We start from the raw sequence: 26995 nt of genomic DNA, 5'->3' as shown, positions 1-26995 counted from the left end.
CCGGTCGGGTGCCGTCAGCCGGATGCGCCGCGCGTGGCCGGGGCCGGTTCCGCCTCCGGCGGCGCCGCGAGATGGTCCCGTACCGCGTCCGGGTCGATCAGCCGGTTCAGCCGGGCCGGTACGTCGAATCCGACGAGCAGCACCACGATCACCGTGCCCGCGAAGGTCAGGACGGCCAGCGCCCGCCCCAGATCCATCCCGGACGCCAGATGCGCACCCAGGACCGGCGCCACGGCGCCTCCCAGTGCTCCCACGTTGTACGTGAAGCCCAGCGCCGCGGCCCGGCTCCCGGTCGGGAAGTGTCCGCCGATGTAGCGGGGCAGCAGCCCGGAGATGCCGAAGCTGGTCGCCTGGAGCAGGAAGAGCAGGATGCCGAGCAGCAGCAGGTTGTCGTGCACCGCGAAGACCGGATAAACGAAGGCCAGCGAGGCGAGCAGGGTCAGCGCGTACGCCTTCTTCGCCCCGATCCAGTCACCGAGGAAGCCCGCGGTCCAGCAGCCCGCCATGGTGCCGAAGCCCGCGAAGTACAGGACGTCGGTGACCTGGCCGGTGGTGTAGCCGAGTTCGGTCTTCAGATACGTGGGCAGCAGCGCCTGGATCGGCCACGAGTACAGGAACGCGAAGAACAGCGTCACGATCATCGACAAGTACAGCACCCAGCCGCGCTTCCCGCCGAGCTGCACGGCGAAGGCGGCGAGCGCCAGTCCCGCGACCACCGACAGCACCGGGACCATTCCGGCGCCGCCCGGGGTGAAGACCAGGAACAGCGACACGGTGGCCGCGACGACCAGGGCCGTGTTGACGGCGGTCCGGCTCCGGGTCAGGAACAGCGGCCGGAACGGGTTCGGCCTGGCCTCCTTGTCCGCGACGGTCTCCGTCCACTCCTCGGCCTCCGGCAGCGCGCGCCGCATCCACAGCGCGATGGCGATCGGTACCAGGCCGAGGTAGAACATCCACCGCCAGCCGAGCGACGGCACCACCCAGTTGTAGACCTGCGCGGCGAGCACCGAGCCGACCGAGAAGCCGGAGATCAGGAAGCCGCTGGCCCGGCTGCGCAGCCGGGCCGGCCAGCTCTCCATGACATAGGTGGCGCTGGCGCTGTACTCACCGGCCATGCCCATGCCGATGGCGAGGCGGGCGGCGAACAGGCTCTGGTAGTTCCAGGCGAATCCGCAGGCGAAGGTGCCCAGCGAGTACAGCAGGATGCTGAGGACCATGGAGAGCTTGCGGCCGTACCTGTCGCCGATCGCGCCGAGCACCGCACCGCCGAGCCAGCGGGTGATGAACGCTCCGGAGATCAGGCTGGCCGCCTGCACCGTGCTCAGCCCGAAGTCGTCGCTGATCTCGGTGAGCACGAGGGTGATCAGCACGAAGTCGAAGCCGTCGAGGACGTAGCCGATCCAGGCGGCGAGGAACGACTTCCACTGGGTGCCGCTCACTTCTCGGTACCAGGGGAGCGTCGGGGGTGATGTGGTCTGCACGGTGACTCCAGGATGCGGGACGGCAGTCGCCTTTGAGCCGCCGGCCCGCGTAGCGGGGGGCAGGTCAGGGCCGGGCGATGCCTGCGACGAAGCGGGCGGTCAGGGCGGTGGGGGCGGTGATGGCGGTGCCGACGACGACGCTGTGGGCGCCACGCGCCAGGGCCTCGGCGGCGTCCCCGGGGGTGTTGATGCGGCCTTCGGCGACCACCGGGACGTCGATCGCGGCGGACAGTTCGGCGACCAGGCCGAGATCGGGCCCGGTCTGCTTCGGTGTGCCGGGCACATAGCCGGAGAGGGTGGTGGAGACGAAGTCCGCCCCCTGCCCGGCTGCCGCGATGCCTTCGGCGAGGGTGGAGACATCGGCCATCACCAGGGCGCCGGCCCTGTGGACGGCCGCGACCAGCTCGGCGAAGGTGGAGCCGTCGGGGCGCGGCCGGTCGGTGGCGTCCGCCGCGACGACAGCGGCACCCGCCTCGACGATCGCCAGGGCGTGACGGACGGTCGGGGTGATGTAGACGCCGGTGTCGCCGTCCTTCCACAGCCCGATGACCGGCAGGTCCACGGCCTCGACGATCGCGGCGACGACCTCCGGCTCATTGGCGCGGACGGCGGCGGCGCCGCCGGCGACGGCCGACCGGGCGAGCCGGACCAGCGTGCCGGTCTCGCGCATCGGATCGCCGGGAGGCGCCTGACACGACACGATCAGACTGCCTCGGAGCGAGAGGGCGAGTTCCTGCGGGGTCATCGAGTGGCTCCCGGGTGATGGAGGGGAAGTGTGGTGGTCAGGGCGGCGGCACCGTGTACGGCCGCGTCGGCGCCGAACCGCGGCGCCTCGGGTACGAGCCCGCGCAGCGGCGGCATCAGTTCGGCGGTGAACGCGGCGGCCAGGGCGTCCCCGTACAGGGGGCCGATCCGGGGCACGCCGCCGCCGACGACGACGCGGTCGGGCCCCAGGGCGTTGGCGAGTCCGCCGAGCACCCGGCCGGCGGCGGTCGCGCCGGTGGTGATGGCGCTGACGGCGGCGGCCTCGCCCCGCGCCGCGCGTGCGGCCACGGTTTCCAGCCGGTCCACGGGGGTGCCGGTCAGGCGCTCGTAGTGGGCGGCGATGCCGGGGCCGGAGGCGATGACCTCCAGGTGCCCGGTGGCCCCGCAGGTGCAGGGCAGTCCGGCCGCCTCCGCGCTGGCCAGGTGGCCGAGATGCCCGGCGACGCCGGACGCGCCGTGCAGCATCCGTCCGTCGACGGCGATCGCGCCGCCCACGCCCGTACCCACGGCGGCGAACAGCAGCGACCCCCGGCCCGGGGCGTCCGACGTCAGCGCCGCGAGTTCCGGCCCGGCCGTGGCGCGCACGTCGTTGTCGCAGGCCACCGGGTATCCCGTACGGTCCGCGAGTCCGGCGCCCAGCGCGGTGCCGGCCCAGCCGCGGATGGAGTCGGTGGCGCTGGTGACCATGCCGGAACGCGGGTCGACGACCCCGGCCGCCGCGATGCCGAGTGCCGAGGCCAGCCGCCCCGGATCGACGGCGGCGGCGGCTTCGGCGAGCGCGTCCAGTACGGCCGCCGCGCCGTCCCGGGCCGGGGTGGGCCGGGAGTACCGGGCCAGGACCGTGCCGTCGGCGCCGAAGAGCGCGGCGGCGATCTTCGTACCGCCGAGATCGAGACCTATCACCGCGCCGTCGGCGCCGGTGCCGGGCTGGGGTCCGGCACCGGCGGCCGGCGGCTGCGAGGGAGCGTTCATCGGACCGGCGGCAGACCGGCGGCGCGCAGGCGCTGGGAGACCAGGGCGATGGACTCGGCGCTCAGCTGGATCTGCGGGAAGGCGGTGTCGCCGCAACCGATGACGCCGAGCAGCTGGAGCGCCGCCTTGAACGAGCCGAGCGCCGAGGAGCTGCGGCCCATGTCCGCCTCCGGACCGACGTCCACCATGGCGAACAGCTCGACGAGCCGTTCCTGCTCCTCGGCGGCCTGCTTCCAGTCACCGGCCCGCGCGGCGTCGTACAGCCGGACGTATCCGGCCGGGTCGACGTTGCCGATACCCGGCACGACCCCGTCGACCCCGGCCAACAGGGCCGAGTCCACGGTGAGTTCCGATCCGGTGAGCACGCTGAACAGCGGCGTGGGGCCGTTCTCGCGGCCGTCGCGGCCACCCAGCTCCACCAGCAGCCTGCGCAGGCCGCCCTCGTCGCCGCTGCTGTCCTTGAGCCCGGCCAGCGTGCCGTCCTCGGCGAGTTCACGCACCAGCGCGGGGGAGAGCTTGCTGTGCACGGCGACCGGGATGTCGTACGCGAACAGCGGCAGGTCGACCGACGCGCGCAGCCGCCGGAAGTGCTGGGCGATCTCCCTGCCGTGGGTGCGGGTGTAGAACGGCGCCGTCGCGACCAGGGCGTCCGCGCCCAGCTCGGCGGCGGACCTGGCGTGTTCGATGACGCGCGCGGTGGTGGTGTCGATGACACCGGCGAGCACCGGAACCCTGCCGCCGGTCACCTCGATCACGGTCTTCAGCGCCGTGGCGCGCTGCGCGTCGGTGAGGTACGCGACCTCGCTGGTGGAGCCGAGCGCGAACAGGCCGTGCACGCCACCGCCGATGAGGTGCTCGACGAGGCGGGCGAGGGACGTGGTGTCGACCTCCCCCTGGGCGTCGAGCGGGGTGCAGACCGGCGGGACGACGCCGCGCAACGGTGCGGTCAGAGACATGGTGAGGGCTCCAGCTTGGGTGTGATGCGCCGATCGGTGCTCCGAGAGGCTGCACCGATCGGGACGTGAGACGTAAGATGTCCTATGTCTGACCTCACCTTAAACAGATGCTCCTGCGACCGGTCAAGGGGCAATCGCACCTCAGGAGGACGTTGTGGCGAGGCCCACCATGGCTCAGGACATCGAGCGCCGGCTCAAGGAACTGATCCTGGAACGCAGGCTCGCCCCCGGTGACGCCCTGCCCACCGAGGCGGAGCTGATGGAGCTCTTCGGGGTCGGCCGGGTGTCGGTGCGTGAGGCCCTCAAGGCGCTCCAGGCCGTCAACGTCGTGGAGATCCGCCGTGGCTACGGCACCTTCGTCGGGTCGCTCTCGCTGTCACCCTTCGCCGAGGCGCTCGCCTTCCGGGCCGCCGTCCGGCACCGGCAGGGCGAGCCGGGTCTCTTCGAGCTGATGAAGGTACGCGAGGCGCTGGAGACCGGTCTGGTCGGCGCCGTCACGGCCGGTGTCCCGGACGCGGACCTCGACGTGCTGCGCGGTCTCGTCGCGACGATGGATGCCGAGGTCCGTGACGAGGGCCGGGTGGCGCGCGGCACCGACCGTGCCTTCCACCTCGCGCTCTACGCCTCGCTCGACAACCACCTGCTGAGCGAAGTGCTGGACGCCTTCTGGGCAGCCATGGACCGGGTGCGCGAGGACTTCGACGACGGCCATCAGGACCCCGCGGCCACCTGCGCGCAGCATCGCGAGATCGTCGCGGCGCTCGCGGCGGCCGACGGCGACCGTGCGGTGCGTGCCATGCGCACCCATTTCGACGGCATCCGCACACGCCTCGCGCCGGCACCGTGACCGCACGCGGCCGTCGAACGACAGCCGACCGCGCTCGTCGTCGCGCCCGGACGCGGGCGGGACGACGAGCGCGGAGACCTTCCGAGGACCGGATCGGGTGTTACGGAGTCACGGTCGCCGTCCCGCTGCCGGACGCCTGGAGCCCGCCCGTGCGGTACGTCGCGGTGAGTGCGGCGCTGCCCGACGCTCCGGCCGCCACGGTGACCGGAACCTTGACGTTCGCGCCCTGGCCGGGGTTCAGCGCGGGGACGGTCGTCTGCTTCGCCGTCCAGCCGGACGGCACGGTCAGATCGACGGTGCCCGCCCCGCGCCGCACGTCCATCCGGTTGACGACACGGACCGTCACCTGCGCGTCCGTGCCCGCCTTCAGAGTCGTGGGCGGGGTGATCGTGATGTCCGCGCAGGTGCCGCCCAGCCACTTCAGATCGAACGACGCGTACGTGATGTGCGTGTAGTCGGCCCGCTCGTAGAGCAGACCGAGGCGCCCGTCGGGCAGCCGGGTGAGCGTCGAGTAGGCCGCGGCGCCCGGGTCGACGACCTTCTTGATCGGCCAGGTCTTCCCGTTGTCGCAGGACATCTTCACCGTGAGGTTGCGCCGCGCCGAGGAGTCGTCCGTGTTGCTGAACAGCAGCCAGGAGGACTGCGGGTTCGACGCGTCGGCGTCGGCGTTGTAGCGCATCACCGACGCGTTGTTGGCCGGGTCGGTCAGCTGGGTGTCCTGGGTGAACGGGGTGTAGGTGACCCCGCCGTCGGTGGAGTGGGCGATCGTCCGGTACGGCTTGGAACGGTTGTTGAGCATGATCCTGCCGTCGGACAGTTCGACCGTCTTGTTCTCGTCGCCCCCGGGACCGACCGGGTTGCCCATCTTCCAGGTCTCGCCGTGGTCGTCGCTGTAGGCACTGGCCGCGTAGTTGGCGCCGTTGATGCGGACGGCGTACTGCTGGATCAGCCGGCCCCTGTACGCGCCGTGCCGCACCTGGATGCCTTCACCGGAGGCCGCGAACATGCCCGCCCAGGCGGGGTTCTTGATCTGCTGGGTGATCCGGCGGTGGGTCCAGGTCAGCCCGTCGTCGTCGGAGTAGCTGTAGTCGGCCTGGAGGACGTTCGGGTCGTTCTCGTCGTTGCCGGTGCCCGAGCCGAAGAAGCCCTGGTTCACCGAGGCCGCGTAGAAGAGGAAGATCCGGCCGGTGGTGCGGTCGACGAGCAGGCTCGGGTCGCCGTAGCCCTGGGGAGCGGCATCCTCGCGGACCACCTGCTGCGGCTGCCAGGTCACACCGCCGTCCGTGCTGCGGCGCAGCACGACGGAGATGTTGCCCGGAAGGTCGCCGAGGGTGGGGCGGGCGTCGTAGGCCGCGAGGACCGTGCCGTTCACCGAAGTGGTGAGCGCCGGGATGCGGTAGTGCGGCGAGCCCACTCCGTCGACGCTCAGGTCCTGGAAGGTCAGTTCACCGGGTGCGGGGGAGGCGCCGTGGGCGGTGCCGGTCGCGGTGGCCACCAGCAGGGTGGCGCAGAGCAGGGCGACAGAGACTTTTCGCTGCATGGAGGATCTCTCTTCTCGGAAGGTGTGGTGCTTCGCGGAAGGGTGGAGACTCGGGGGAACACCCTGCGGGGGTACGCCCGCCGGCGAGGGTGCGGGGAGCAGCCGGTGCCGCGCTACGGGACGCGAAGCGAGCAGACCCGGCTGCCGATGTCGAAGACCCGCAGATCTTTGATCATCTTCAGGGCGAGGCGGTGGTGGCCGCGCTCGTTGGGGTGGAGCCCGTCATTGAGCAGGGACAGCGGGACCTGGCCGTCGTTGCCGCTCAGCCAGTCGGTGTAGTGGTCGACGAACACGGCGTTCTCCTGCGCCGCGACCTCGCCCATGACCTGCGCGTACCGCGAAAGCCCCACCCTGCCGGGCCACTTCGCCGGATCGACCGGATTGGGTGACTGGAGTACCGGGACCGGTGAGCCGGGCAGTGCGCGTACCGAGCGGACCAGCGAGACGAGATGGGACCGGTAGACCTCGGGGCCGAGACCGGACGTCGCGATGTCGTTGGTACCGATCATGATCGAGACGACGTGCGGCGAGAAGGCGGTGACCCGCTCCCCGAACTGGGCGGTGAGCTCGGCGCTGGTGGCGCCGCTCACTCCGGAGTCGATCACGAAATCACGGTTCTTCGGCTTGCCCAGTTCCCAGCGGACCCGTTCCGTCCAGTGCTCCGGGTAGCTGCGCCAGCCGTTGGTGTGCAGGGCCCCGTGGGTGATGCTGTCGCCGGTGATGACCCAGGTGGCGGGCGAGTCGCTGTTGAGGATCGTGGAGATCCGGCCCAGGTCGGGGAGATCGGGCCGGGGGCTCTGTTCGACGAGTTCGGCCTCGTCGAGCACCCGGTCCCAGACTGCGGCCCGCTCGATCGTGCCGGTGCAGAACCACTCGCCGCCGGGGTGGTCGCTGTCCAGGTTGCGCCCCAGGGCAAGTGCGCTCAGCCCGGAGGAATCGCCGAAGAAGGAGTGCTGGGCCGTCTCGAACACCGTGCGCCCGCCGGCGTGGAGCCGGGTGCCCGAGGAGTCGACGGTGACGGCGACGGTATGGCTCAGTCCGTCGTCGTAGCGTGTCCTGCTCATGACATTCATCAGCACCGCACCCTTCTCGCGCACCGAGAACTGCAGGGCTCCGCCGGACAGGTTCAGCGTGATGTTGGAGGAGGGAACGGTCGGGTCGGAGGCGCTGAGCAACGTCATCGCCTCGTTGTGACTGGTGGTGCGGAAGGTGACGACGATGGTTCCCGTGGTGAGCGGGGCGAGTGCGCCGACCTGGTTCGACAGGTCGACGTACTCGCTGCCGTCCAGGTCCACGGGGGTGTCGTGGTCCAGGAGCGGGCCGCCGCGCACGGCGGCGAAGGCGCGGCCGCCGAGCTGGGTGCCCAGAGCCGCCGCGCCGGCGGCGAGAAGCATGGATCGTCTGCGCACGGAAGAACCTCCGGTCAGGAGTGACGGACCCGCCCCGACGGCGGGCCCGCGAACAGGTCACGCACCCAGGCCAGTTGCTCCCGCTGCTGATATGCCGCGCCGCCCTCGTGCCCGTTGAACGCGTAGACCCGTACGGCCTTGGGCCCCGCGTAGTGGTTGTAGGCGGTGAAGCAGGTGGAGGGCGGGCAGACCTCGTCCATCATCGCGATCGAGAACAGCGCGGGAGCGGTGGCGCGGGTGGCGAGCAGTGCGGCATCGAAGTGCGACAGGGTGGCGAACACCGTCTCGGTGCGGTCGCGGTGGAGCTTCAGGTACTCGGCGATCTCGGTGTACGGCGGAACGCCCGAAATCTCGGCGGCCCGGCGGAAGTTGCAGAGGAACGGCACGTCCGGCATCACCCCGGCCAGCCCCGGCACGAGCCCCGCCACCGCCAGGGCGATGCCACCGCCCTGGCTGACCCCGGTGACGACGATCCGCTCCGGATCGACCTCGGGGTGGTCGCGCATCGCCTCGACGCAGCACACCGCGTCGGTGAACACCCGCCGGTAGTAGTACGTTTCGGGGCTCTCGATGCCGCGGGTGAGGAAGCCGGGTACGGTGCCGGCCGCGCCGGCGTCCGTGTCGGCGGTGGCGCCCTCCGCGGCCGACCAGCCCTGACCGCGGGTGTCCATGATCAGGTGTGCGTATCCGGCCGACGCCCAGAGGGGATTCTCGTGGGCGAGTCCCCGCCCGCGTCCGTACCCGAGGAACTCGACGACGCAGCCCAGTGGTTCGGTGGCCCCGACCGGCAGGTGCAGCCAGCCGTGGACCGGTCGTCCGGCGAAGCCGGGCAGGGTGACGTCGTAGGTACGGATCAGGGCGAGCCCGGTGTCCACGGGCGTGAACACGGGCTTCCGTGCCGAGTCCCGGCTGCCCGCGGCCGACTTGCTCAACGTGCTCGACCAGAAGGTGTCGAAGCCGGCCGGAACCGGCAGGTCGGGCCGGAAAGCGCGGCAGTCCGCGAGCGAGAGGTCCGTCAACGGCATGGAGGTGCCCTCCTGGGGTGAACCGGGGTGGTGAACGCCGGGCATCAGGACAGAAGACGTCAGATGTCCTGGCGGCACACGGACCCTAAGCAGCACTCGCGGCGGCCGTCAAGGGCCCCCGCCGGGCCGCGTTCCGTCCCGGCAGGGGGCCTGCCGCTTCCTCGGGAGGGGCGGGCGGAAGGGTCAGTCCCGGGAGTTCTCGCGGGCGCGGGCCTCCGAGATCCGGCGCCTGACCGGGGCGTAGTGGTCGCCCAGCGCCTTGAGGAATCCGGTGATGTCGCCGTCGCGCGCGGCGTCCACGATGTTCTGGTGCGCCGCGATCGTCTCCGTCTCGTCGGCGTGGGTGAAGCCGTCGAGATGCGGCGCGACGATCGTGTACACGTCCCAGAAGGCCATCGAGAGCTGGCCGATCAGGTCGTTGCCGAGCGGGGCCACCAGCAGGGCGTGGAACGCCCGGTCCGCCGCCACGAAGCCGTGTCCGTCCCGGGCGCCGGTCTCGCGCATGGTGGCGACCAGCCCGTCCAGGGTGTCGAGCTGGTCCTTGCTGAGCAGCGCGACGATCCGGTCCGCCATCCCGCGCTCGAACAGCTCGCGCACGTCGACGAGGTCGGCCATCACCTGGAAGTCGTCGTCGGGGGAGAGCAGCCCGCGGAAGGTCAGGCTCTCCACCAGGGCCGACAGGCTCAGCCGCCCCACGTAGGTGCCGTGCCCGTGCCGCACCTCCACGATGTCCAGCGCGGCGAGGATCTTCACCGCCTCGCGCACGCTGGAGCGGCTGGCGCCGAGCGCCTCGCACAGGGCCGGCTCGGTGGGCAGCGGGTCTCCGGGACGGAGCCGCTCTTCGAGGATGTAGCGCTTGATTCCCTCGACGACTTCCTGCCGGAGCAGCTGCCGACCGGGCTTCGCGCCGGACATATGTGAACTCCCCACCTCTTGACCCCTCTCGATTGTCAAGCTACGTTCCCACGCTATCAAGGCATCAGACATCTGACGTCTGATGCTTCAGGTTCCCGGTCTGCGGAATCCCCGCGTTCCCCCGTCCGATACCCCACGCCCCGTCCCACTTTCGACGTCCCTGGAGGACCCGTGCCCGAGCTGAGACCAGCCGGTGTCGAGCGCCGTACCTTCCTTCGCTACACCAGCGCCGTAGGCGCGGCAGCCGCCATCACCGCGAGCCTTTCCGCCTGCGGCGGCCCGTCCTCGACCGCCGACGGCACGGCGGGCAAGGGTGAGGGCAACGGCCTCATCGAGGCCGGTCTCTCGTACCCCCTGTCGACCGGCTTCGACCCGATGATCACCTCGGGTGCGACCCCGTACGCCGCCAACATGCACATCTTCGAGGGCCTCGTGGACCTCGATCCGGCAACGCTCGTCGCCCGCCCCGCGCTGGCCACCGAGATGCCGAAGAAGATCAACGCCACCACCTACCGGGCCACGCTCCGCGAGGGCGCGACCTTCCACGACGGATCCACGGTCACCGCCGACGACGTGGTGTTCAGCTTCGAACGCATCCTGGACCCGAAGAACGCCTCGCTCATGGCGCAGTTCGTGCCCTTCATCGACACGGTGAAGGCCGTCGACGCCGCCACGGTCGAGTTCAAGCTGAAGTACCCCTTCGCGCTCTTCCCGTCCCGGATCGCCGTGGCCCGGATCGTCCCGAAGAAGATCGTCGAGCCGGACCCCAAGGCCTTCGACGCAAAGCCGGTCGGCTCCGGCCCGTACAGGTTCGTCGAGGCGACCCGCGAGGACAAGATCGTCTTCGAGGCGTACGACAAGTACAACGGCGCGCACCCAGCCAAGGCCAAGAAGATGATCTGGCGCCTGATGTCCGACCAGTCCGCGCGCGTCAGCGCCATGGAGTCCGGCCGGGTCCAGGCCATCGAGGACGTCCCCTACATCGACGTCAAACGCCTCGCGGGCTCGTCGAAGACCGAGTCCGTCCAGTCCTTCGGCCTGCTCTTCCTCATGTTCAACACCGCCGACAAGCGGTTCGCCGACAAGCGGGTGCGCCAGGCGCTGCACTACGCCCTGGACACCGAGAAGATCATCTCCACCGCGATGGTCGGCAACGCCGCCCCCGCCACCGGATACGTCCCGGCCACCCACCCCGACTACCGCAAGGCCGCCACGGTCTACACCCACGACGTGGCGAAGGCCAAGCAACTGCTCGCCGACGCGGGCGCCGAGAAGCTCTCCTTCACCGTGCTCACCACCGACACCGGCTGGGTCAAGGACATCGCCCCGCTGCTGAAGGAGAGCTGGGAGGCGGCGGGCGTCAAGGTCACCCTCGACATCGCCCAGTCCCCGGCCCAGTACGCCAAGATCGACAAGGGCGCCTTCGACGTGCTGGTCGCCCCCGGCGACCCGTCCGTCTTCGGCAACGACGCCGATCTCCTGCTGCGCTGGTTCTACTACGGCTTCTGGCCCGAGAGCCGTTACGGCTGGGGCAAGTCCGCCGCGTACAAGAAGGTCCGCCAGACCCTCGACAAGGCCGCCCAGGCCGCCGACGAGGCCACGCGCAAGGAACTCTGGGGCGAGGTCACCGACCTGGTCGCCGACGAGGCCGCGCTCTACCCGATCCTCCACCGCAAGCTGCCCACCGCCTGGAACGAGAAGGCCCTCCCCGGCTTCAAGCCGCTGCCCACCACGGGCCTGTCCTTCCTGGACGTCAGCCGCGCCTGACCGCCCGCCGGCGTCCGGGGCCCGCCGCCCACGTGCCGCACCGCCTCACCGCGGCCGGCAGCCCGACGGCAGGTCCCGGCGCCCGACAGCCCGGCCCGGGACACCCGGCCCCAGGAGACCCGGGCCCCGAACCGCCCAACCGCAAGGAACCCGACGATGGTTGCTTTTCTCCGGCTCGCGCTGCGCCGCGTCGCGATGATGCCGGTGATGATCCTCGGCATCGCGCTGCTCGTCTTCGTGGTGCTGCAGTTCTCGCCGGTCGACCCGGCCTTCAACGCGCTCGGGGAGAGCGCCACCCCCGAGGCCCGCGCGGCCTTCGCCGAGGCCAACGGCCTCAACGACCCGCTCCCCGTCAGATACGTCCACTTCATCGGCCAACTGCTCCACCTCGACCTCGGGATGACCGTTCCGCCGAGCCAGCCCGTCCTTGACCGGATCACGGCGGCCTTCCCGCTCACCCTCCAGCTCACCGTCCTCGGACTGATCCTCGCGGTCGTGCTGGCCGTCCTCTTCGGCGTGGTCGGCGCGATGTACCGGGACCGCTGGCCCGACCAGCTCTTCCGGGTGGTGTCCATGGCCGGGGTCGCCATCCCGTCGTTCTGGCTCGGCGTGCTGCTCATCCAGCAGTTCGCACTGAACACCCGGATCTTCCCGACCGGCGGCTACACCAACCCCGCCGACTCCTTCGGCGGCTGGCTCACCACCATGGCGCTGCCCGCGATCTCCCTCGCGCTCCCGGTCTCGGCCTCCCTGGCCCGCCTCGTACGCACCTCGATGGTCGCCGAACTCGACCGTGACTACGTGCGCACCGCCCGAGGCAACGGCCTCCCGCCGCTGCTGGTGATCCGCTCGGTGCTGCGCAACGCGCTCGTCACCCCGCTGACCGTGCTCGGCATCAAGGTCGGCTACATGCTCAGCGGAGCGGTCGTCATCGAAGCGATCTTCGACCTGCCCGGCATGGGCAAGCTCATCCTCGAAGGTGTCACCGGTGGCGACGTCGCCCTGGTCCAGGGCACCGTGCTGACCATCGCCATCGCGTTCCTGGTGGTCAACGTCATCGTCGACCTGCTCTACCTGCTGGTCAACCCGCGCATCAGGACGGTGTGACATGTTCGCCACCGGCCGTCTGGCCACGAAACTCTCCCGACCGGGCATCGCCTTCCGCGCCCTCCCGGTCACCTCCCGCATCGCCCTCGGCGTGCTGCTGGTCGTCATACTCGGCGCCGTCCTCGCCCCGTTGCTCACCCAGGACCCGCTGACCACCGGCACCCCGGTCCAGGCCCCGAGCGGCGCCCACTGGTTCGGCACCGACCGGGCCGGCCGCGACGTCTTCGCCCGGGTCGTGCACGGCTCGCGCTACTCCCTGACCATCGGCCTCGGCTCCACCGCCGTGGCACTGGTCGCCGGCGCGCTGCTCGGTTCCGTCGCCGCCACGTCCCGCAAGCTCGGCGACGAGTCGGTGATGCGGACCCTCGACATCGTGATGTCCTTCCCGCCGATCGCGTTGGCCGCGGTGCTCGTCTCGGTCTTCGGCACCAGCATCCCCGTGATCATCTTCACCATCGCGTTCGTGTACACCCCGTCGCTGGCCCGGGTGGTGCGCGCCAACGTGCTGTCCCAGTACGGCGAGGACTACGTCGCGGCCGAGAAGGTCATCGGGGCCCGGCGCGGCTACATCGTGTTCCGTCACGTCGCCGTCAACTGCATGGCGCCGGTCATGGTGTTCGCCACCGTCATGGTCGCCGAGGCGATCATCTTCGAGGCCAGCCTCTCCTTCATCGGAGCCGGAGTGCAGGACCCCGACCCCAGCTGGGGCAGCGTCCTTGCCTACGGTCGGCAGATCCTGCTCGCCGGCGGCTGGTGGGCCACCTTCTTCCCCGGCCTCGCGCTGCTGGTCACCGTCCTCGCGCTCAACATCCTCTCCGAGGGCCTCACCGACGCCTCCGCCGCGCCCAAGCGAGCCAAGGCATCCGCGGACCCGGCCCCGGCCACCGCCACCGACCCGGTCGAAGCGGCCTCGACCGTGGACATCGACGCAGCCCTCACCAAGCTCGCCGACCGCGTCAACGCCACCGAGCCGCCCCTCACCCCGGTACGGGAGGACGCCGCCGAACTGCTCGTCGTACGGGACCTGGCGATCCGCTTCCCCGACCGCTACGGGGACATCCCCGTCGTCGACTCACTGGACTTCACCGTCCACGAGGGCGAAACCCTCGGCCTCGTCGGTGAGTCCGGCTGCGGCAAGTCCATCACCAGCCTCGCCGTCATGGGCCTGCTCGCCCGGAACGCCGAGGTCAGCGGCGAGATCCTGTATCGCGGCCGGGACCTGCTGAAACTCCCGCCGAAGGAGCGCCGCGCACTGATGGGCCCGGAGATCGCGATGGTCTACCAGGACGCGCTCTCCTCCCTCAACCCGTCCGTCCTCGTCGGCACGCAACTGAAGCAGCTCACCTCGCGCGGCGGCACGAAGACCCCCGCCGAACTCCTCGAACTCGTCGGACTCGCACCCGAACGCACCCTGCGCAGCTACCCGCACGAGCTCTCCGGCGGCCAGCGCCAGCGCGTCCTGATCGCCATGGCACTCTCCCGCGACCCCCGCCTGCTCATCGCCGACGAACCGACCACCGCCCTCGACGTCACCGTCCAGGCCCAGGTCGTCGAACTCCTCGTCCGGCTGCGCGACGAACTCGGCTTCGCCATGGTGCTCGTCTCGCACGACCTCGCACTCGTCGGGGACCTCTCGCACCGCGTCGCCGTGATGTACGCCGGCCGTCTCGCCGAGATCGGCGCCACTCGCTCCGTACTCACCGACCCCACCCACCACTACAGCCGCGGCCTGCTCGGTTCCGTGGTCTCCCTGGAGGCAGGAGCCGACCGGCTGCACCAGATCCGCGGCATCGTCCCCGCACCCCAGGGCTTCGGCACCGGCTGCCGCTTCGCCTCGCGCTGCGCCGCCGCCACCGAGTTGTGCCGCACCACCGCGCCCCGACTCACCGCGCGCGGCACCACGAACGACCACGGCTTCGCCTGCCACCACCCGGCGAAGTCCGCACAGCTGGAAGGGAGCACGCCGTGATCAGGCTCGACGGCGTCCACGTACGCCACAAGGCACGCAGCGGCGGAGTCTTCCGCCGGGACGCGGTGCACGCCCTCACCGACGCCACGCTGGAGGTCCAGAAGGGCGAGATCGTCGGCCTGGTCGGCGAGTCCGGCTGCGGCAAGTCCACCCTCGCCCGGGTCCTGACCGGACTCCAGAAGCCCACCGAGGGCGAGGTCCGCTTCCGCGGACGCGACCTGTGGGAGATGTCCGCGGCGCAGCGCCGCGACGACTTCGGCTCCGCCGTGGGCGTCGTCTTCCAGGACCCGGCCACCGCCCTCAACCCCCGGCTCACGGTGCGTCACATCCTCCGCGACCCCCTCGACGTGCACCGGCGGGGCACCCGGGAGGCGCGCGAGGCACGCGTCGAGGAACTCCTCGACCTGGTCGGCCTGCCCGGCCACACCCTCGCGGCGCTGCCCGGCCAGCTCTCCGGCGGGCAGCGCCAGCGCGTCGCCATCGCGCGGGCCCTGGCCCTCGAACCGGAACTGATCGTCGCCGACGAGCCGACCTCGGCCCTCGACGTGTCCGTCCGCGCCCAGGTCCTCAATCTCCTCGTCGACCTGCGCGAACGACTCGGCCTCGGCATGGTGTTCATCTCGCACGACATCCAGACCGTGCGCTATCTCGCCGACCGCCTCGCCGTCCTCTACCTGGGCCGGATCGTCGAGGAAGGGCGCGCGGCCGATGTGGCGAGCGCCCCCGCGCACCCCTACACCGAGGCGCTGCTCTCCGCGACTCCCAGCCTGCTGGAGACCACCGAACGCATCGTCCTCACCGGCCCCGTGCCCTCGGCGACCAACCCGCCGACCGGCTGCCCGTTCCGCACCCGCTGCTGGAAGGCGGACGAGGCCTGCGCCACGGTCTTTCCCGCGCCGGCCCTCGGCCGGCACGAGCACCGCTGGCACTGCGTCCACCCCCAGAGCCCCGCCGGGGGTCCGACCTCCGTACCGTCCGCAAGGAGCACCGCATGACCACCCGAAACCCCCGCTACCACGGAGTGATCCCGCCCGTCGTCACCCCGCTCACCGAGGACGGCGAGATCGACCGGTCCTCCCTGGAGCGGGTCGTGGGGCATCTGCTCGACGGCGGTGTCAACGGCCTGTTCGCCCTCGGCAGCTCGGGCGAGACCGCCTATCTGACACCGGGCCGGCAGGACGAGGTCGTCGAGATCATCACGAGCGCCTGTGCCGGACAGGTCCCGGTTCTCGTCGGAGCGATCGAGACCACCACCGACCGGGCGATCGAGCGGGCCCGTGCCGTGGAGCGGCTCGGCGCCGACGCCGTCGTCGTCACCGCACCCTTCTACACGCGTACGCACGACACCGAGATCGACCGCCACTTCCGGGACGTCGCCGCCGCGCTCGACCTGCCGGTCCTGGCCTACGACGTTCCGGTCTGTGTCCACAGCAAGCTTGACCCGGAGCTGCTGCTGCCGCTTGCCGCGGACGGTGTACTGGCCGGGGTCAAGGACTCCAGCGGCGACGACGGCTCGTTCCGCCGCCTGGCCATGGGCGCCCGTGACCTGCCGGAGTTCTCCGTGCTCACCGGGCATGAACTGGTCGTCGACGCGATGATGCTCGTCGGCGCCGACGGCTCCGTCCCCGGGCTCGGCAATGTCGACGCGCACGGATACGTACGTCTCCACCGGGCCGCGCTCCGCGGTGACTGGACGGGCGCCGGAGCCGAGCAGGACCGCCTTGTGGAGCTCTTCGACATCGTCCGCGCGGCCCGCCCCGGTACGGCGTCCGCCACCGCCGCGGGTCTCGGCGCCTTCAAGACGGCCCTGATGCTGCGCGGGATCATCGACACCAATGCGATGAGCGCGCCGATGCGCCGCCTGGACGCCGCCGAAACCGCCACGATCGCGGACTGCCTGGACCGCGCGGGTCTCGGCCGGGTCTGAGCGTCCCCGGAGCCCGGTGTCCGGCGACGCCGGACCGGCGTGCCGGGCCGCACGTTTCTCGTGCCATGAACGCGGCAGGTCCGGTCGGACAGCATCGGCTGTCCGACCGGACCTGTTCGTCATGCGGTCGATGCTGTGCGGATCAGCCCTGCGAGCGGCGGACCCGGCGCATCAGCACCGCACCGCCGAGCATCAGCGCGGCGCTCGCACCGGCAGCCGCGCCGAGGCCGTCGGCCCCGGTGTGGGCCAGCTGCCCGATGGCGTGCGTGCTCGTGGAGGCTTCGTCCACAGCGGGCGTGACCGTCCGGGGTTCCTCCACCGGGGGCTCGTTCACGGGGGGTGTGACGACCGGCGGTTCGTTCACGGGGGGTGTGACGACCGGCGGTTCGTTCACGGGCGGTGTGACGACCGGGGGCTCGTTCACCGGGGGTGTGACGACCGGCGGCTCCTGACGCGGCCCGCTCTCGTTGGCGCACTCGTTGCCGAACGCCGGGTTCAACGCGCCCACGACGTCGACGCTGTTGCCGCAGGCGTTGACCGGAACGTCCACCGGAGCCTGGACGAGGTTGCCGGACAGCACACCGGGGGACTGGGCCGCGACACCCTCGGCACTCGCCCCCTGGCCCCCGGCACCGCCGCTGCCACCCTCGTTCGCGCACGCGTTGCCGAACGCGGGATTCAGCAGACCGATCACATCGACCGTGTTGCCGCACACGTTGACGGGAACGTGTACCGGCACCTGAACGGCGTTGCCCGAGCCGACCCCCGGCGAACCGATGGCAGCACCATCGGCGGACGCGTCCGCGAACGCGAATCCGCCGGCCGCGGTCAGGACGCCTGACGCCGCCGCCACGACCAGCACGCTCTTACTCAAGGCTTTTCGCATTGGTTGCCCTTCCTAGGACATTCCGTGCGAGCGGAACGCTCGCGGTTCATTCAGCAGGCGGTGCGGAAACCTTGCTCGGCGAACGCCAGAACTTCACGCCTGATAAAGCGATAACGAGGAGGAATTGGTGAGGAAACCCGAAAGATCGTGGAAGTTTTGTGACCACCCGGACGGATTACGCATGCGCGTTTGAGTTGACGGTGCCCGCGATGGGGTCGGTGGCTCAACTCCGTTTGGGTCGCGGTCCGTTGACGATCGAAAGGAAGAATCGAGCAACCGAATTCCCTTGCGGCCCCGTGGTGCCGCTTCGTACTCCTGTCCAGGAGTCTTGGCATTCGGGTGAATGGAGAGAACCAAACGCCCGGTCGAGAGTTGGGCAGGGCGCTCCGGTACGGGGTATCCAGTACGAGAAGGGTTAATCGTGATCAAGAAGGTTCTGGCTACGGGTGCCGTCGCCGCCTCCATCCTCGGTCTGGGCGCGACGCAGGCCATGGCGATCGGCGACGACAGCGGAACGACTTCGGTCAACGGCAACGGCGCCTCGCAGTCGTTCGGCAACGCCGAGACCCACGGTGACGGCAGCCCGCAGTTCGGCCTGGTCCAGGGCAGCCTGAACAAGCCGTGCATCGGCCTGCCGGCCAAGGCCAACGTCGGCTCGCTCATCGGTCTCATCCCGGTCGCGGTCCAGGACGTCAACGTTCTGTCGTCGCCGCAGAACCAGCAGTGCACCGAGAACTCCACCCAGGCCAAGGGTGACGAGCCGCTCTCGCACATCCTGAGCAACATCCCGGTGCTCTCCGGCAACGGCGCCGGCAACAGCTGATCCAGCCGCCATGAAAGGCCCGGGCCGCCGGCGTTCCTCCTCCGCGCGGCCCGGGCCTCCTGCTGCCTTCCCGTCTCCGGCATCGGCATGCCGGATGCCCGGACGATCCCGTCCGTGACATCGAGTGATCGACATTGCGTCATTCGGGCGGTTTTTCAGGAATTTTCTTCCTGAAGAGTTTCACCTGCGGTCCTAAATCGTTACGAATTGCAGCGGCGGAGTTACGAGTCATCAGGACCGCGCTCGTGCGGCACGAAAGACGTGGCCGCTTCGGACTCCGTCGAAGAAAGGGATCAAAGTGAAGTACACCAAGGTTGCCGCCATCGCCGCCGGAACTCTGATGGCCATGGGGGCCGCCGCGCCCGCATTCGCCGACGCAGGTGCCGAGGGCGGCGCCGCCAACTCCCCCGGCGTGCTGTCCGGCAACGTCGTCCAGGTTCCGGTCCACATTCCGGTCAACCTCTGCGGCAACAGCGTGAACGTGATCGGCCTGCTCAACCCCACCTTCGGCAACTCCTGCGCCAACGTCTGACCTCCGGTCGTCCGAGCCGAGCGCTCATGACCGGAAGGCCCCGGCACGCATGCAATGCGTGGCGGGGCCTTTCCTCGTTCCCGGTCATCGACCGAGCGGTACCGATCGTGCAGTACTGATCGGGCGGTACTGATGGGGCGGTATCGATCGAGTGGTGCCGGAGAAAAACCGGAGAAAAAGCGGCACCGTCCAGTTGCCGTGTCGCAACCACATCGTTACTCAGGGCGAAAGCGGTAGACGATACAGCCAACAAGGCTGATGCGGCGCGGGTACGCGACGCGACAGATATGCCGCTGCAGAAGGGAACCCGAAAGTGAAGTACGCGAAGACCGCTGCGTTCGTTGCCGGTTCCGTGGTCGCTCTGGGAACGGCTGCTCCCGCCTTCGCCGTTACCACCGCCACGGCCCCCAACTTCAGCCTCAACGGCGGCGTCAACCAGGTGGTGGAAAGCGCTCCGCAGGCTGTCGACCCGATCGTCGGAACGGTCGGCCGCGCCGCCGAATCGGTGCAGAAGGACGGCACCGTCACCAAGCTGGCGGGGGCGGCCACCGGCGCGGCCAGGGACGCGGCCCCGCTGATGGGCGGGCTGCCGATCGGCGGCTGACCTTCGCGCCCTCGCAGTTCCCCGCTCGTAGGAAGAATTCCACGTTCTTCCGGTGCGGCGTATTCAGCGAACGGCCGGAAAGCAAGATCCCCGTTCGAGTGAAAAAGCACAACCATCCCCGTGGCCGTGAGTTGATCAGAACGCTCCGGACAGGCGGGCAACGTAAAACCCAGAAGGGCTATGTGCATGATCAAGAAGATTATGGCCTCGGCAGCCGTCGCTGCTTCGGTCGTCGGTGTCTCCGCGGCGATCGCCCCGCAGGCCATGGCCGTCGGAAACGACGGTGGCACCACGTCGGTCAACGGCAACGGCGCCGCCCAGTCGTACGGCAACTCCGCCACCCACGGTGACTGGAGCCCGCAGTTCGCGCTCATCCAGGGCTCGCTGAACAAGCCCTGCATCGCTCTGCCGGCCAAGGCCAACGTCGGTTCGGTCCTCGGCCTCGTCCCGGTCTCGGTCCAGGACATCAACGTCCTGGCCTCGCCGCAGAACCAGCAGTGCACGGAGAACTCCACCCAGGCCAAGGGTGACGAGCCGCTCTCGCACCTCCTGAGCAACATCCCGGTCCTGTCCGGCAACGGCGCAGGCAACAACTAAGTGCTGTCCCTCAGTGCCCCTCCCGGCACACAGGGCCGGGACAGCCCTTAGCAGCGTCGCGCTCCGGTCGCTCGTCACCGTCTCCTCGACAGCATCGAGGACAGCGGTGCGGGCGGCTTCGAGCGCACCTGTCCGAAGTATGTGAGACACCGTGGGGTCGGCACATCCACGCGGCAGCCATGCGGCGGCCCGGATGCGCCGGCCCCACGTCGTGCGTCCGGCGCGTCGTCGGCCCCTCGAACGGGCGGGCGCACTGGGCTGGTTGCCGTAGTGGCGGCAGGCGTCACCCGTCGCACCGGGTAGGGGCAGATCATGGACCAGTACGACAGCCAACGCCCCCGCGGTCGACAGCGGCACGCACCGGACGCCACGCCCATCTACGACCGGCTGCTCGCCGAATGGCAGGCGGCCCGCGGCGGGCCGGCGGCGGAGCCGTCCGCACAGCCGGACGCCCCCTGCGCGGGACGTCGCGTTCCCGGCGCCCGCACTTCCGACGAGACAGCCGACGGATGACGGAAGAAGCTTCGAACTCATGCCGGATCGAACCCATTTGAGTGGTATAGCGGAACCGACGCTTCCATAGTGGGTTGATCACTACGTTCCACAAGGAACGCTCCGAAAGGTGAAGCGTGATGAAGAAGATGATGGCCGGCGCAGCTGTGGCCGTGTCCCTGGTCGGCCTGTCGGCCGCCGCGGCCCCCTCGGCCATGGCGGTCGGCAACGACGAGGGCACCACGTCGGTCAACGGCAACGGCGCCGTGGACTCGTTCGGCAACAGCGTGACCCGGGGCGACGGCAGCCCGCAGGTGCAGCTCGTGCAGGGCACGTTGAACAAGGCGTGTGTCGGCCTGCCCCTCAAGGCCAACGCCGGTGCGCTCGTCGGCGTGCTGGTGCCGGTCGCGGTCCAGGACGTCAACGTCCTGGCCTCGCCGCAGAACCAGCAGTGCGCCGAGAACTCGACCCAGGCCAAGGGCGACGAGCCGCTGTCGCACATCCTGAGCAACATCCCGGTGCTCGCCGGCAACGGAATCGCCAACAACTGACGCGCACCTGAGTGCGGGCGATCGCGCGCATCCGTCGCGCGGTCGCCCGCACTGCGGTGTACGGCACCGCAGCGCAGAACCCGGGGCATGTCCCCAGGGCTTCGCACATGACGATGCCCACCGCTCCACGGGGGGCGGTGGGCATCTGGTGTTCGGGGGCGGCTCAGCCCAGGCTGCGCACCGGAAGTACGCAGTGGGCGGAGGTCATGATGACCTCGGGGTCACCCGCGAAGGACCGCAACAGGTCCTCGTCGACCGGGCGGCCCGGTGCACCCTGGGGCCACGGACGGGTGGCGAACATCGCGTGCACCTCGCCGCGCGCGGCTGCCGCGGCCAGCCACTCGGACGGTGCGGTGTACTGCGCGGTGAAGTGCGGAAGCGTCAGGACCGCCTGGCCGGCCTGGACGAGCAGCTTCACCGGGAGACCCGGGGTCTCGGCGGCGTACACCGGACCGGCACCGGCCGGCAGTCCGCTGCGGTCCAGGGCCACGCGCATGGCGGCCTCACCGGCGGCCGGGCCGTCCGTTCCGTCGCCCAGGGAGTAGACGAGAAGGAAGGCGACGTCGTGGCTGCCATCGGGGTGTTCGCCGCTCCACCCGATCAGCGTGATCGTGCCCAACTGGGCTTGTGTGAACGTGCCGGTGGCGGTCTGGGGTGAGGTCATGCTCGGCACCCTAACGGGCCGGGAACGGTCGTTGTGCATGCGTATCACCTGATCGAGGGAGATTCAGGAATATCTCCCATGAATACGGTCGTGAGGTGCGCCGTGCGGTGGCTGCTCGGATGCCTGTCCGGACGCCCCGGGAAAATGTGTTGACGCCACCTGACGGCCGCGGGCTATTGTGAGCGGCGTTCCGGACGGCGGACAACAACCGCCGGTGCCGGCCCCGTGCGTGAACCAGGAGGTGAGGACATTGATGACTGTCGTCGCGGTGGGCGTGGCCCACAAGCAGAAGAGCATCGTTCCCACCCCCGTGGTCGCCGGCTGACCTACCTCTGTGTGACTTTCCGCGCCCGTGTGCGCGTTGCCGGGGCCACCCTTTGAAGGGTTTCCCTTGTCTTTCCCGTCTTCTCCGTCCTCCGCTTCCTCTCTTCAGGGCTCTTCCGTCTCGCACCCGCTGTCCCCGTACGGCTGGGACGACGACTGGGCCACGGAGTTCGCCCCGTACGCCGCACAGGGTCTGCTGCCCGGCCGTGTGGTGCGTGTGGACCGCGGGCAGTGCGATGTCGTCACCCCGCACGGCACGCTCCGCGCCGACACCGCCTTCGTCGTGCCGCGCGACCCCATGCGGATCGTCTGCACGGGCGACTGGGTCGCCGTCGACCCCGACGGTGATCCGCAGTTCGTACGGACCCTGCTGCCGCGGCGCACGGCCTTCGTCCGCTCGACGTCGTCGCAGCGCTCCGAAGGCCAGGTGCTCGCCACCAACGTCGACCACATCGCCATCTGTGTCTCGCTCGCCGTGGAGCTCGACCTGGGGCGGGTGGAGCGCTTCCTCGCGCTCGCCATGTCCAGCGCCGGCGGCGATGCACTGCTGCGCGACCGGGCGCCCGCCGCTTCCGCGGACGGCACCGCCCAGCCGATCGTCGTCCTGACCAAGGCCGACCTGGTGCCCGACACCGCCACGCTGGCGTACCTCGTCCAGGACATCGAGGCCGTCGCGCCCGGCGTGCAGGTGCTCCCCGTCAGCTCGACCACCGGGGAGGGGCTCGACGTGTTCGCCGCCCTCGTCTCGGGCGGCACGAGCGTGCTGCTCGGCGCGTCCGGCGCGGGCAAGTCGACCCTCGCCAACACCCTCCTGGGCCGTGACGTGATGGAGGTGCAGGCCGCCCGTGACGTCGACGGCAAGGGCCGGCACACCACGACGACCCGCAATCTGCTGGTCCTGCCCTCCGGGGGCGTGCTGATCGACACTCCCGGACTGCGCGGGGTGGGCCTCTGGGACGCGGAGACCGGCGTCGGACAGGTCTTCTCCGAGATCGAGGAGCTGGCCGAGCAGTGCCGGTTCCACGACTGCTCCCACGAGTCCGAACCCGGCTGCGCGGTACATGCGGCGATCGAGGACGGCTCGCTGCCCGAGCGGCGCCTCGACAGCTTCCGCAAACTGCTTCGCGAGAACCAGCGCATCGTCGCCAAGACCGATGCCCGGGTGCGGTCGGAAATACTGCGCGAGTGGAAGCGCAAGGGCGCCGAGGGCCGGGCCGCGATGGACGCGAAGCGGGGCCGGATCCGCTGACCGCGGCCCCGGTACGGCGTCCGAAAACCGCCGGTGCGGCACCCGGAGGTGCCGCACACTGGACGGTGTGATGGACGAAGAGACCAGGTACGAGGCAGTGAGCAGCCGCGACGCCCGTTTCGACGGGGAGTTCTTCTTCGCCGTCGAAACGACCGGTATCTACTGCCGGCCGAGCTGCCCCGCCGTCACTCCCCGGCGGAAGAACGTCCGCTTCTACCCGACCGCGGCCGCCGCCCAGGGCAACGGTTTCCGGGCGTGCCGTCGCTGCCGCCCGGACGCCGTGCCGGGCTCCGCCGCCTGGAACGTCCGGGCCGATGCCGTCGGCCGTGCGATGCGGATGATCGGCGACGGCGTGGTCGACCGGGAAGGGGTGGCCGGCCTCGCCCGACGCCTCGGCTACAGCTCACGCCAGGTGCTGCGGCAGCTCACCGCGGAGCTGGGCGCCGGCCCCGTCGCGCTCGCCCGCGCCCAGCGGGCCCACACCGCACGGGTGCTGCTCCGGACGACCGGGCTGCCCGTGACCGAGATCGCGTTCGCGTCCGGGTTCGCCAGCGTGCGCCAGTTCAACGACACGATCCGGCGGATCTACGCCCGCACGCCGAGCGCGCTGCGCGCCGAGGCCGGGACGCGACCGGAAAGGGCACCGGAGCCGGCGCACACCACCGGGATCCCGCTGCGGCTGGCGCACCGGGGGCCGTACGCGGCCCGTGAGGTCTTCGACCTCCTGGCGGGCGAGACGGTCGCCGGGATCGAGGAGGTCGTCGGCGCACCCGGCGCCCGCACGTACCGGCGCACCCTGAACCTCCCCTACGGCACGGGCGTCGTGGCCGTCGACGAGCGGTCCGCCGGGTCCTGGCTGGACGCCCGCATCCACCTCACGGACCTGCGGGACCTGACGACGGCGGTGCAGCGGCTGCGGCGCCTCTTCGACCTGGACGCCGATCCGTACGCCGTCGACGAGCGCCTCGGCGCCGACCCGCGGCTCGCACCGGGGGTCGCCGCCCGGCCGGGGCTGCGCTCGCCGGGTGCCGCGGATCCGGAGGAGTTCGCCGTGCGGACGCTGGTGGGCGGGGACGGGGCCGGGCGGCTCGTCGAGGCGTACGGAAAGGTCCTCGACGTTCCCAGCGGTGGGCTCACGCATGTGTTTCCCGAGCCGGGTGCGCTGGCCGGTGCGGTGGAGGACCCGGCGGTGCGGGCCCTGGCGACGGCGCTCGCCGAAGGGGACGTACGGCTCGACGCCGGGGCCGACCGCGAAGAGGCCGAACAGGCACTGCTGCGGCTGCCGGGGATCGGCCCGGCAGCCGCGGCGCTCATCAGGATGCGTGCGCTCGGCGACCCCGATGTGGATCCGGACGGGAGGCCCGGCGCGGACCGGTGGCGGCCCTGGCGTTCGTACGCCGTACGTCACCTGAGCCTCTGAGCGCTCGCTCAGGCCGGCAGGCCCCAGCGTGGCGCCGGTCCGTTCGCCGTGACCGGGCGGACGGTCAGGTCCGGGCGGTCGCCCCGCGCCGTGATCAGTGCCGAGTCGCCCTTGCGGAGCGGGATGCGTACCGTGCCGTCGGCCAACTCCTCATGGGCCAGCGGGTGTCCGTGCCGGTCGCGGATCTCGACGGAGCCCTCGATGCCATGGCGTACGACGCAGGGCGCGCCCGCCTCGCTGGTCACCCGCACCCAGCGGGTCCGGCCTTCCTCACGCACCGCACTGAGCAGGAACGCGCCCTGCGTACGGAAGTCATGGACGGTCATCTCCCGCCAGGCGGCGGGCAGGGCAGGGAAGACCCTGATCGTGCCGCCCCACGACTGGCACACCATGTCGTGCAGTGACTGGGCCGCCGAGAGCGGGGTCTCGATGACCGGTCCCGACTCCTTGTACATCGTGTTCGCCTGGATGAAGCGGCTCATCAGCTCGCCGAGGTACGTGAGTGCGTCCTCGCCCTTGCCGAGCAGCGCGGACATCGAGGCGGCACCGGTGAAGGTATAGCCCTGCAGGGCGCCTTCGAAGCCCACCCAGTGGGCGAGGGACCTCTCGATCAGGGCGCGCTCGTCGGGCGTCGCGCCCGTCAGCTCGTACAGCGGGTAGACGGCGAGCATGTGCGAATAGTGCCGGTGGGACTTCGCGAACGGCACCCCGGCGCCGATCATGAAGCCGTTGGCGTCGACCGGGTACGGGGCGAGCCTGGCCAGGACCTCCTGCCAGCGGGCGGTCAGCGGATCCCGGACACCGAGCTGCCGCGCCGAGTCCAGCAGCGTGCGGCAGCCCCAGCGCAGCAGCATCAAGTCGTAGGTGCAGTCGGGGGCGTTGACCCCGTACTCGGGGGAGAACGTCGCCGGGAGGTGCAGCTTGCCGTCCGCGCCGGGCGTCAGGAAGTGCAGGTAGTAGTTGACCGCCTTGCGCAGCAGCGGGAAGAGCGTGTCGCGCAGGATCGACTCGTCCATGGTGTGGCGGTAGGAGAGCCATACGTTGTGCAGCGCCCAGGTCAGATTGCCGACTTCGGGGGTGGGCGGGTCCTGGCCGGGAATGCCGACGCCGTAGCCGCCGTCGGGAACGGAAGCGCCGTTGACCAGACGGGTGTCGGTGGTTCGGGGCATGCCGGCCGAGTCGGCCCGGTAGGGGGCGGCGACCTCGCGGGAGAGCTGGTCCCGGAATTCGCTCAGGGCACGGGTGACGGCGTCCAGTTCCAGGTGGTTGGAGCCGTGGATCAGCCAGTACTCCAGCTGGACGTTGAGGTTCCACCAGGTGTTCGGCCAGGGGGTGGGCTCCAGCCAGGGGCCGGAGGTGGCCATCACGGGCGCGTCCTTGCGGGCGGCCGACGCCGTCTTGTACAGCTGGATCCAGTAGAAGCGCTGCAGCCGGGCGTCGGGCAGGGACAGGAAGCTCTTCCGGTAGAACCGGTCCCACCAGGCTCGATGGGGCGCGGCCAGCAGATCGTACGGGCGTGCGGAGGCGGCCCTGACGGTACGCAGCGCGCGGTCACCGGCTGTCGTCCCGGGGTGGGAGTGCGCGACCGTCACGTACAGGGTGCGGCTCGCGTCCCTGGCGCGTTCCTGCCAGGCGGTGACGTGCCGTCCGCCGGCGAGCAGCGGCTGGACGGCGGCCGTGATCCCGCCGTGCTGTTCGGTCACCGCGGGCGGGTTGCCGGTGTAGCCGTCCGGCAGGGGTTTGAAAGCGGCGCGCGGACTGATCGCCTCGGCCGGGTGGAAGACCCAGCGAAAGTCCCGCTCGCCCTCGCTCGGGGCGACCTCCACGGCGAGCACGTCGTCGGAGGAGTGGACGAAGGCGCGGAGCTTCAGAGTCCCCGCGGTGGTGGTGAGCGTGCCTTCGAGTTCGGCGGTGCGCAGCCGCATACGCCACTCGATGCCCGTGATGGTGCCGGCCGGTTCCAGCGTGAAGTGGCCGATGGGGAGGCGGGCGAGGCCGAAGAGGGAGCCGAACTCGGGGCGGTGGTCCTGGACCTCGGAGTGCTGGACGTTGAAGCGGATGGCCGAGGTGGTGGCGCCGGGTTCGGCGTAGATGCCGGAGCCGAGGCGGCCGTTGCCCAGATACGGGCCCTCGTACCAGGTCTCCGGCATCTTCTGCCAGAGCAGGTCGGCGT

The 26995-nt window shown here is 70.6% G+C and carries 25 protein-coding genes; 14 read left to right on the top strand and 11 right to left on the bottom strand.

Annotation, left to right across the window (positions count from 1 at the left end):
* Positions 1-14: 14 nt before the first annotated feature.
* From ACFVUT_RS12845 to ACFVUT_RS12830, 4 genes are all read right to left on the bottom strand, one after another.
* Positions 15-1481: a sialate:H+ symport family MFS transporter gene (locus ACFVUT_RS12845; RefSeq protein WP_389651837.1), complete on the bottom strand. Its 1467-nt coding sequence runs from the start codon at positions 1479-1481 to the stop codon at positions 15-17.
* Between the two features lie 64 nt (positions 1482-1545).
* Positions 1546-2226 (bottom strand): N-acetylmannosamine-6-phosphate 2-epimerase, encoded by a 681-nt coding sequence (locus tag ACFVUT_RS12840; protein ID WP_389651840.1) that lies wholly within the window; start codon positions 2224-2226, stop codon positions 1546-1548.
* Positions 2223-3218 (bottom strand): ROK family protein, encoded by a 996-nt coding sequence (locus ACFVUT_RS12835; protein ID WP_389651843.1) that lies wholly within the window; start codon positions 3216-3218, stop codon positions 2223-2225. The genes ACFVUT_RS12840 and ACFVUT_RS12835 overlap by 4 nt, the downstream gene beginning before the upstream one ends.
* Complete coding sequence (locus ACFVUT_RS12830) at positions 3215-4174, bottom strand: dihydrodipicolinate synthase family protein (RefSeq protein WP_389651846.1); 960 nt, start codon at positions 4172-4174, stop codon at positions 3215-3217. The genes ACFVUT_RS12835 and ACFVUT_RS12830 overlap by 4 nt, the downstream gene beginning before the upstream one ends.
* Before the next feature lie 154 nt (positions 4175-4328).
* On the opposite strand from ACFVUT_RS12830, the gene ACFVUT_RS12825 reads away from it, so the two are divergent.
* A complete protein-coding gene (locus tag ACFVUT_RS12825) occupies positions 4329-5021 on the top strand; it encodes a FadR/GntR family transcriptional regulator (RefSeq protein WP_389651849.1) in 693 nt (230 codons plus the stop codon).
* Positions 5022-5121: 100 nt separating this feature from the next.
* Here ACFVUT_RS12825 and ACFVUT_RS12820 read toward each other — a convergent pair whose 3' ends face one another.
* The 4 genes from ACFVUT_RS12820 to ACFVUT_RS12805 form a co-directional block, all read right to left on the bottom strand.
* A complete protein-coding gene (locus ACFVUT_RS12820) occupies positions 5122-6561 on the bottom strand; it encodes an exo-alpha-sialidase (protein WP_389651852.1) in 1440 nt (479 codons plus the stop codon).
* Between the two features lie 113 nt (positions 6562-6674).
* Positions 6675-7970: a GDSL-type esterase/lipase family protein gene (locus ACFVUT_RS12815; protein ID WP_389651855.1), complete on the bottom strand. Its 1296-nt coding sequence runs from the start codon at positions 7968-7970 to the stop codon at positions 6675-6677.
* Positions 7971-7984: 14 nt separating this feature from the next.
* The gene (locus ACFVUT_RS12810) at positions 7985-8995 is read right to left on the bottom strand and encodes an acetylxylan esterase (RefSeq protein ID WP_389651859.1); all 1011 of its coding nucleotides are present in this window, start codon (positions 8993-8995) and stop codon (positions 7985-7987) included.
* Positions 8996-9178: 183 nt separating this feature from the next.
* On the bottom strand, positions 9179-9910 hold the full coding sequence (locus ACFVUT_RS12805) for a FadR/GntR family transcriptional regulator (RefSeq protein WP_389651862.1): 732 nt from the start codon (positions 9908-9910) through the stop codon (positions 9179-9181).
* A 171-nt stretch (positions 9911-10081) separates the two neighbouring features.
* Between ACFVUT_RS12805 and ACFVUT_RS12800 the strand changes: the two genes are divergently transcribed.
* From ACFVUT_RS12800 to ACFVUT_RS12780, 5 genes are all read left to right on the top strand, one after another.
* Positions 10082-11677, top strand: a complete 1596-nt coding sequence (locus ACFVUT_RS12800; protein WP_389651865.1) for an ABC transporter substrate-binding protein — start codon at positions 10082-10084, stop codon at positions 11675-11677.
* Positions 11678-11833: 156 nt separating this feature from the next.
* Positions 11834-12784 carry an ABC transporter permease gene (locus ACFVUT_RS12795; protein WP_389651868.1) on the top strand — a complete coding sequence of 317 codons (951 nt, stop codon included), beginning with the start codon at positions 11834-11836 and terminating at the stop codon, positions 12782-12784.
* Between the two features lies 1 nt (position 12785).
* Positions 12786-14753, top strand: a complete 1968-nt coding sequence (locus ACFVUT_RS12790) for a dipeptide/oligopeptide/nickel ABC transporter permease/ATP-binding protein (RefSeq protein WP_389651871.1) — start codon at positions 12786-12788, stop codon at positions 14751-14753.
* Positions 14750-15748, top strand: coding sequence for an oligopeptide/dipeptide ABC transporter ATP-binding protein (locus ACFVUT_RS12785; RefSeq protein WP_389651874.1), 999 nt, complete (start codon positions 14750-14752; stop codon positions 15746-15748). Before ACFVUT_RS12790 ends, ACFVUT_RS12785 begins: the two co-directional genes overlap by 4 nt.
* Complete coding sequence (locus tag ACFVUT_RS12780) at positions 15745-16680, top strand: dihydrodipicolinate synthase family protein (protein WP_389651877.1); 936 nt, start codon at positions 15745-15747, stop codon at positions 16678-16680. Before ACFVUT_RS12785 ends, ACFVUT_RS12780 begins: the two co-directional genes overlap by 4 nt.
* Positions 16681-16822: 142 nt before the next feature.
* On the opposite strand, the gene ACFVUT_RS12775 is transcribed toward ACFVUT_RS12780, so the two are convergent.
* Positions 16823-17566: a chaplin family protein gene (locus ACFVUT_RS12775; protein WP_389651880.1), complete on the bottom strand. Its 744-nt coding sequence runs from the start codon at positions 17564-17566 to the stop codon at positions 16823-16825.
* A 421-nt stretch (positions 17567-17987) separates the two neighbouring features.
* On the opposite strand from ACFVUT_RS12775, the gene ACFVUT_RS12770 reads away from it, so the two are divergent.
* From ACFVUT_RS12770 to ACFVUT_RS12745, 6 genes are all read left to right on the top strand, one after another.
* Entirely contained in the window at positions 17988-18389 is a 402-nt protein-coding gene (locus ACFVUT_RS12770) for a rodlin (protein ID WP_389651883.1), read from the top strand.
* A gap of 298 nt (positions 18390-18687) precedes the next feature.
* The gene (locus ACFVUT_RS12765; protein ID WP_389651886.1) at positions 18688-18921 is read left to right on the top strand and encodes a chaplin; all 234 of its coding nucleotides are present in this window, start codon (positions 18688-18690) and stop codon (positions 18919-18921) included.
* 313 nt (positions 18922-19234) lie between these two features.
* Positions 19235-19525 carry a hypothetical protein gene (locus ACFVUT_RS12760; protein ID WP_389651889.1) on the top strand — a complete coding sequence of 97 codons (291 nt, stop codon included), beginning with the start codon at positions 19235-19237 and terminating at the stop codon, positions 19523-19525.
* A 186-nt stretch (positions 19526-19711) separates the two neighbouring features.
* On the top strand, positions 19712-20122 hold the full coding sequence (locus ACFVUT_RS12755) for a rodlin (RefSeq protein WP_389651892.1): 411 nt from the start codon (positions 19712-19714) through the stop codon (positions 20120-20122).
* A 312-nt stretch (positions 20123-20434) separates the two neighbouring features.
* Positions 20435-20635, top strand: a complete 201-nt coding sequence (locus ACFVUT_RS12750; RefSeq protein WP_389651895.1) for a hypothetical protein — start codon at positions 20435-20437, stop codon at positions 20633-20635.
* A gap of 119 nt (positions 20636-20754) precedes the next feature.
* Entirely contained in the window at positions 20755-21165 is a 411-nt protein-coding gene (locus ACFVUT_RS12745; RefSeq protein WP_389651898.1) for a rodlin, read from the top strand.
* A gap of 163 nt (positions 21166-21328) precedes the next feature.
* On the opposite strand, the gene ACFVUT_RS12740 is transcribed toward ACFVUT_RS12745, so the two are convergent.
* A complete protein-coding gene (locus ACFVUT_RS12740; protein ID WP_389651902.1) occupies positions 21329-21829 on the bottom strand; it encodes a DUF5949 family protein in 501 nt (166 codons plus the stop codon).
* 391 nt (positions 21830-22220) lie between these two features.
* On the opposite strand from ACFVUT_RS12740, the gene rsgA reads away from it, so the two are divergent.
* Together rsgA and ACFVUT_RS12730 are read left to right on the top strand one after the other, a co-directional pair.
* Positions 22221-23402 carry a ribosome small subunit-dependent GTPase A gene (gene rsgA / locus ACFVUT_RS12735; protein ID WP_389651905.1) on the top strand — a complete coding sequence of 394 codons (1182 nt, stop codon included), beginning with the start codon at positions 22221-22223 and terminating at the stop codon, positions 23400-23402.
* A 70-nt stretch (positions 23403-23472) separates the two neighbouring features.
* Positions 23473-24822 (top strand): DNA-3-methyladenine glycosylase 2 family protein, encoded by a 1350-nt coding sequence (locus ACFVUT_RS12730; protein WP_389652316.1) that lies wholly within the window; start codon positions 23473-23475, stop codon positions 24820-24822.
* A gap of 8 nt (positions 24823-24830) precedes the next feature.
* Here ACFVUT_RS12730 and ACFVUT_RS12725 read toward each other — a convergent pair whose 3' ends face one another.
* Positions 24831-26972 (bottom strand): glycoside hydrolase family 95-like protein, encoded by a 2142-nt coding sequence (locus ACFVUT_RS12725; RefSeq protein ID WP_389652318.1) that lies wholly within the window; start codon positions 26970-26972, stop codon positions 24831-24833.
* Between the last annotated feature and the right edge of the window lie 23 nt (positions 26973-26995).

The organism is Streptomyces sp. NPDC058051, from assembly GCF_042885475.1.
Taxonomy (GTDB): Bacteria; Actinomycetota; Actinomycetes; order Streptomycetales; family Streptomycetaceae; genus Streptomyces.
Note: the sequence above shows the minus strand (reverse complement) of the source record. Positions and strands in the feature narration are given on the sequence as shown.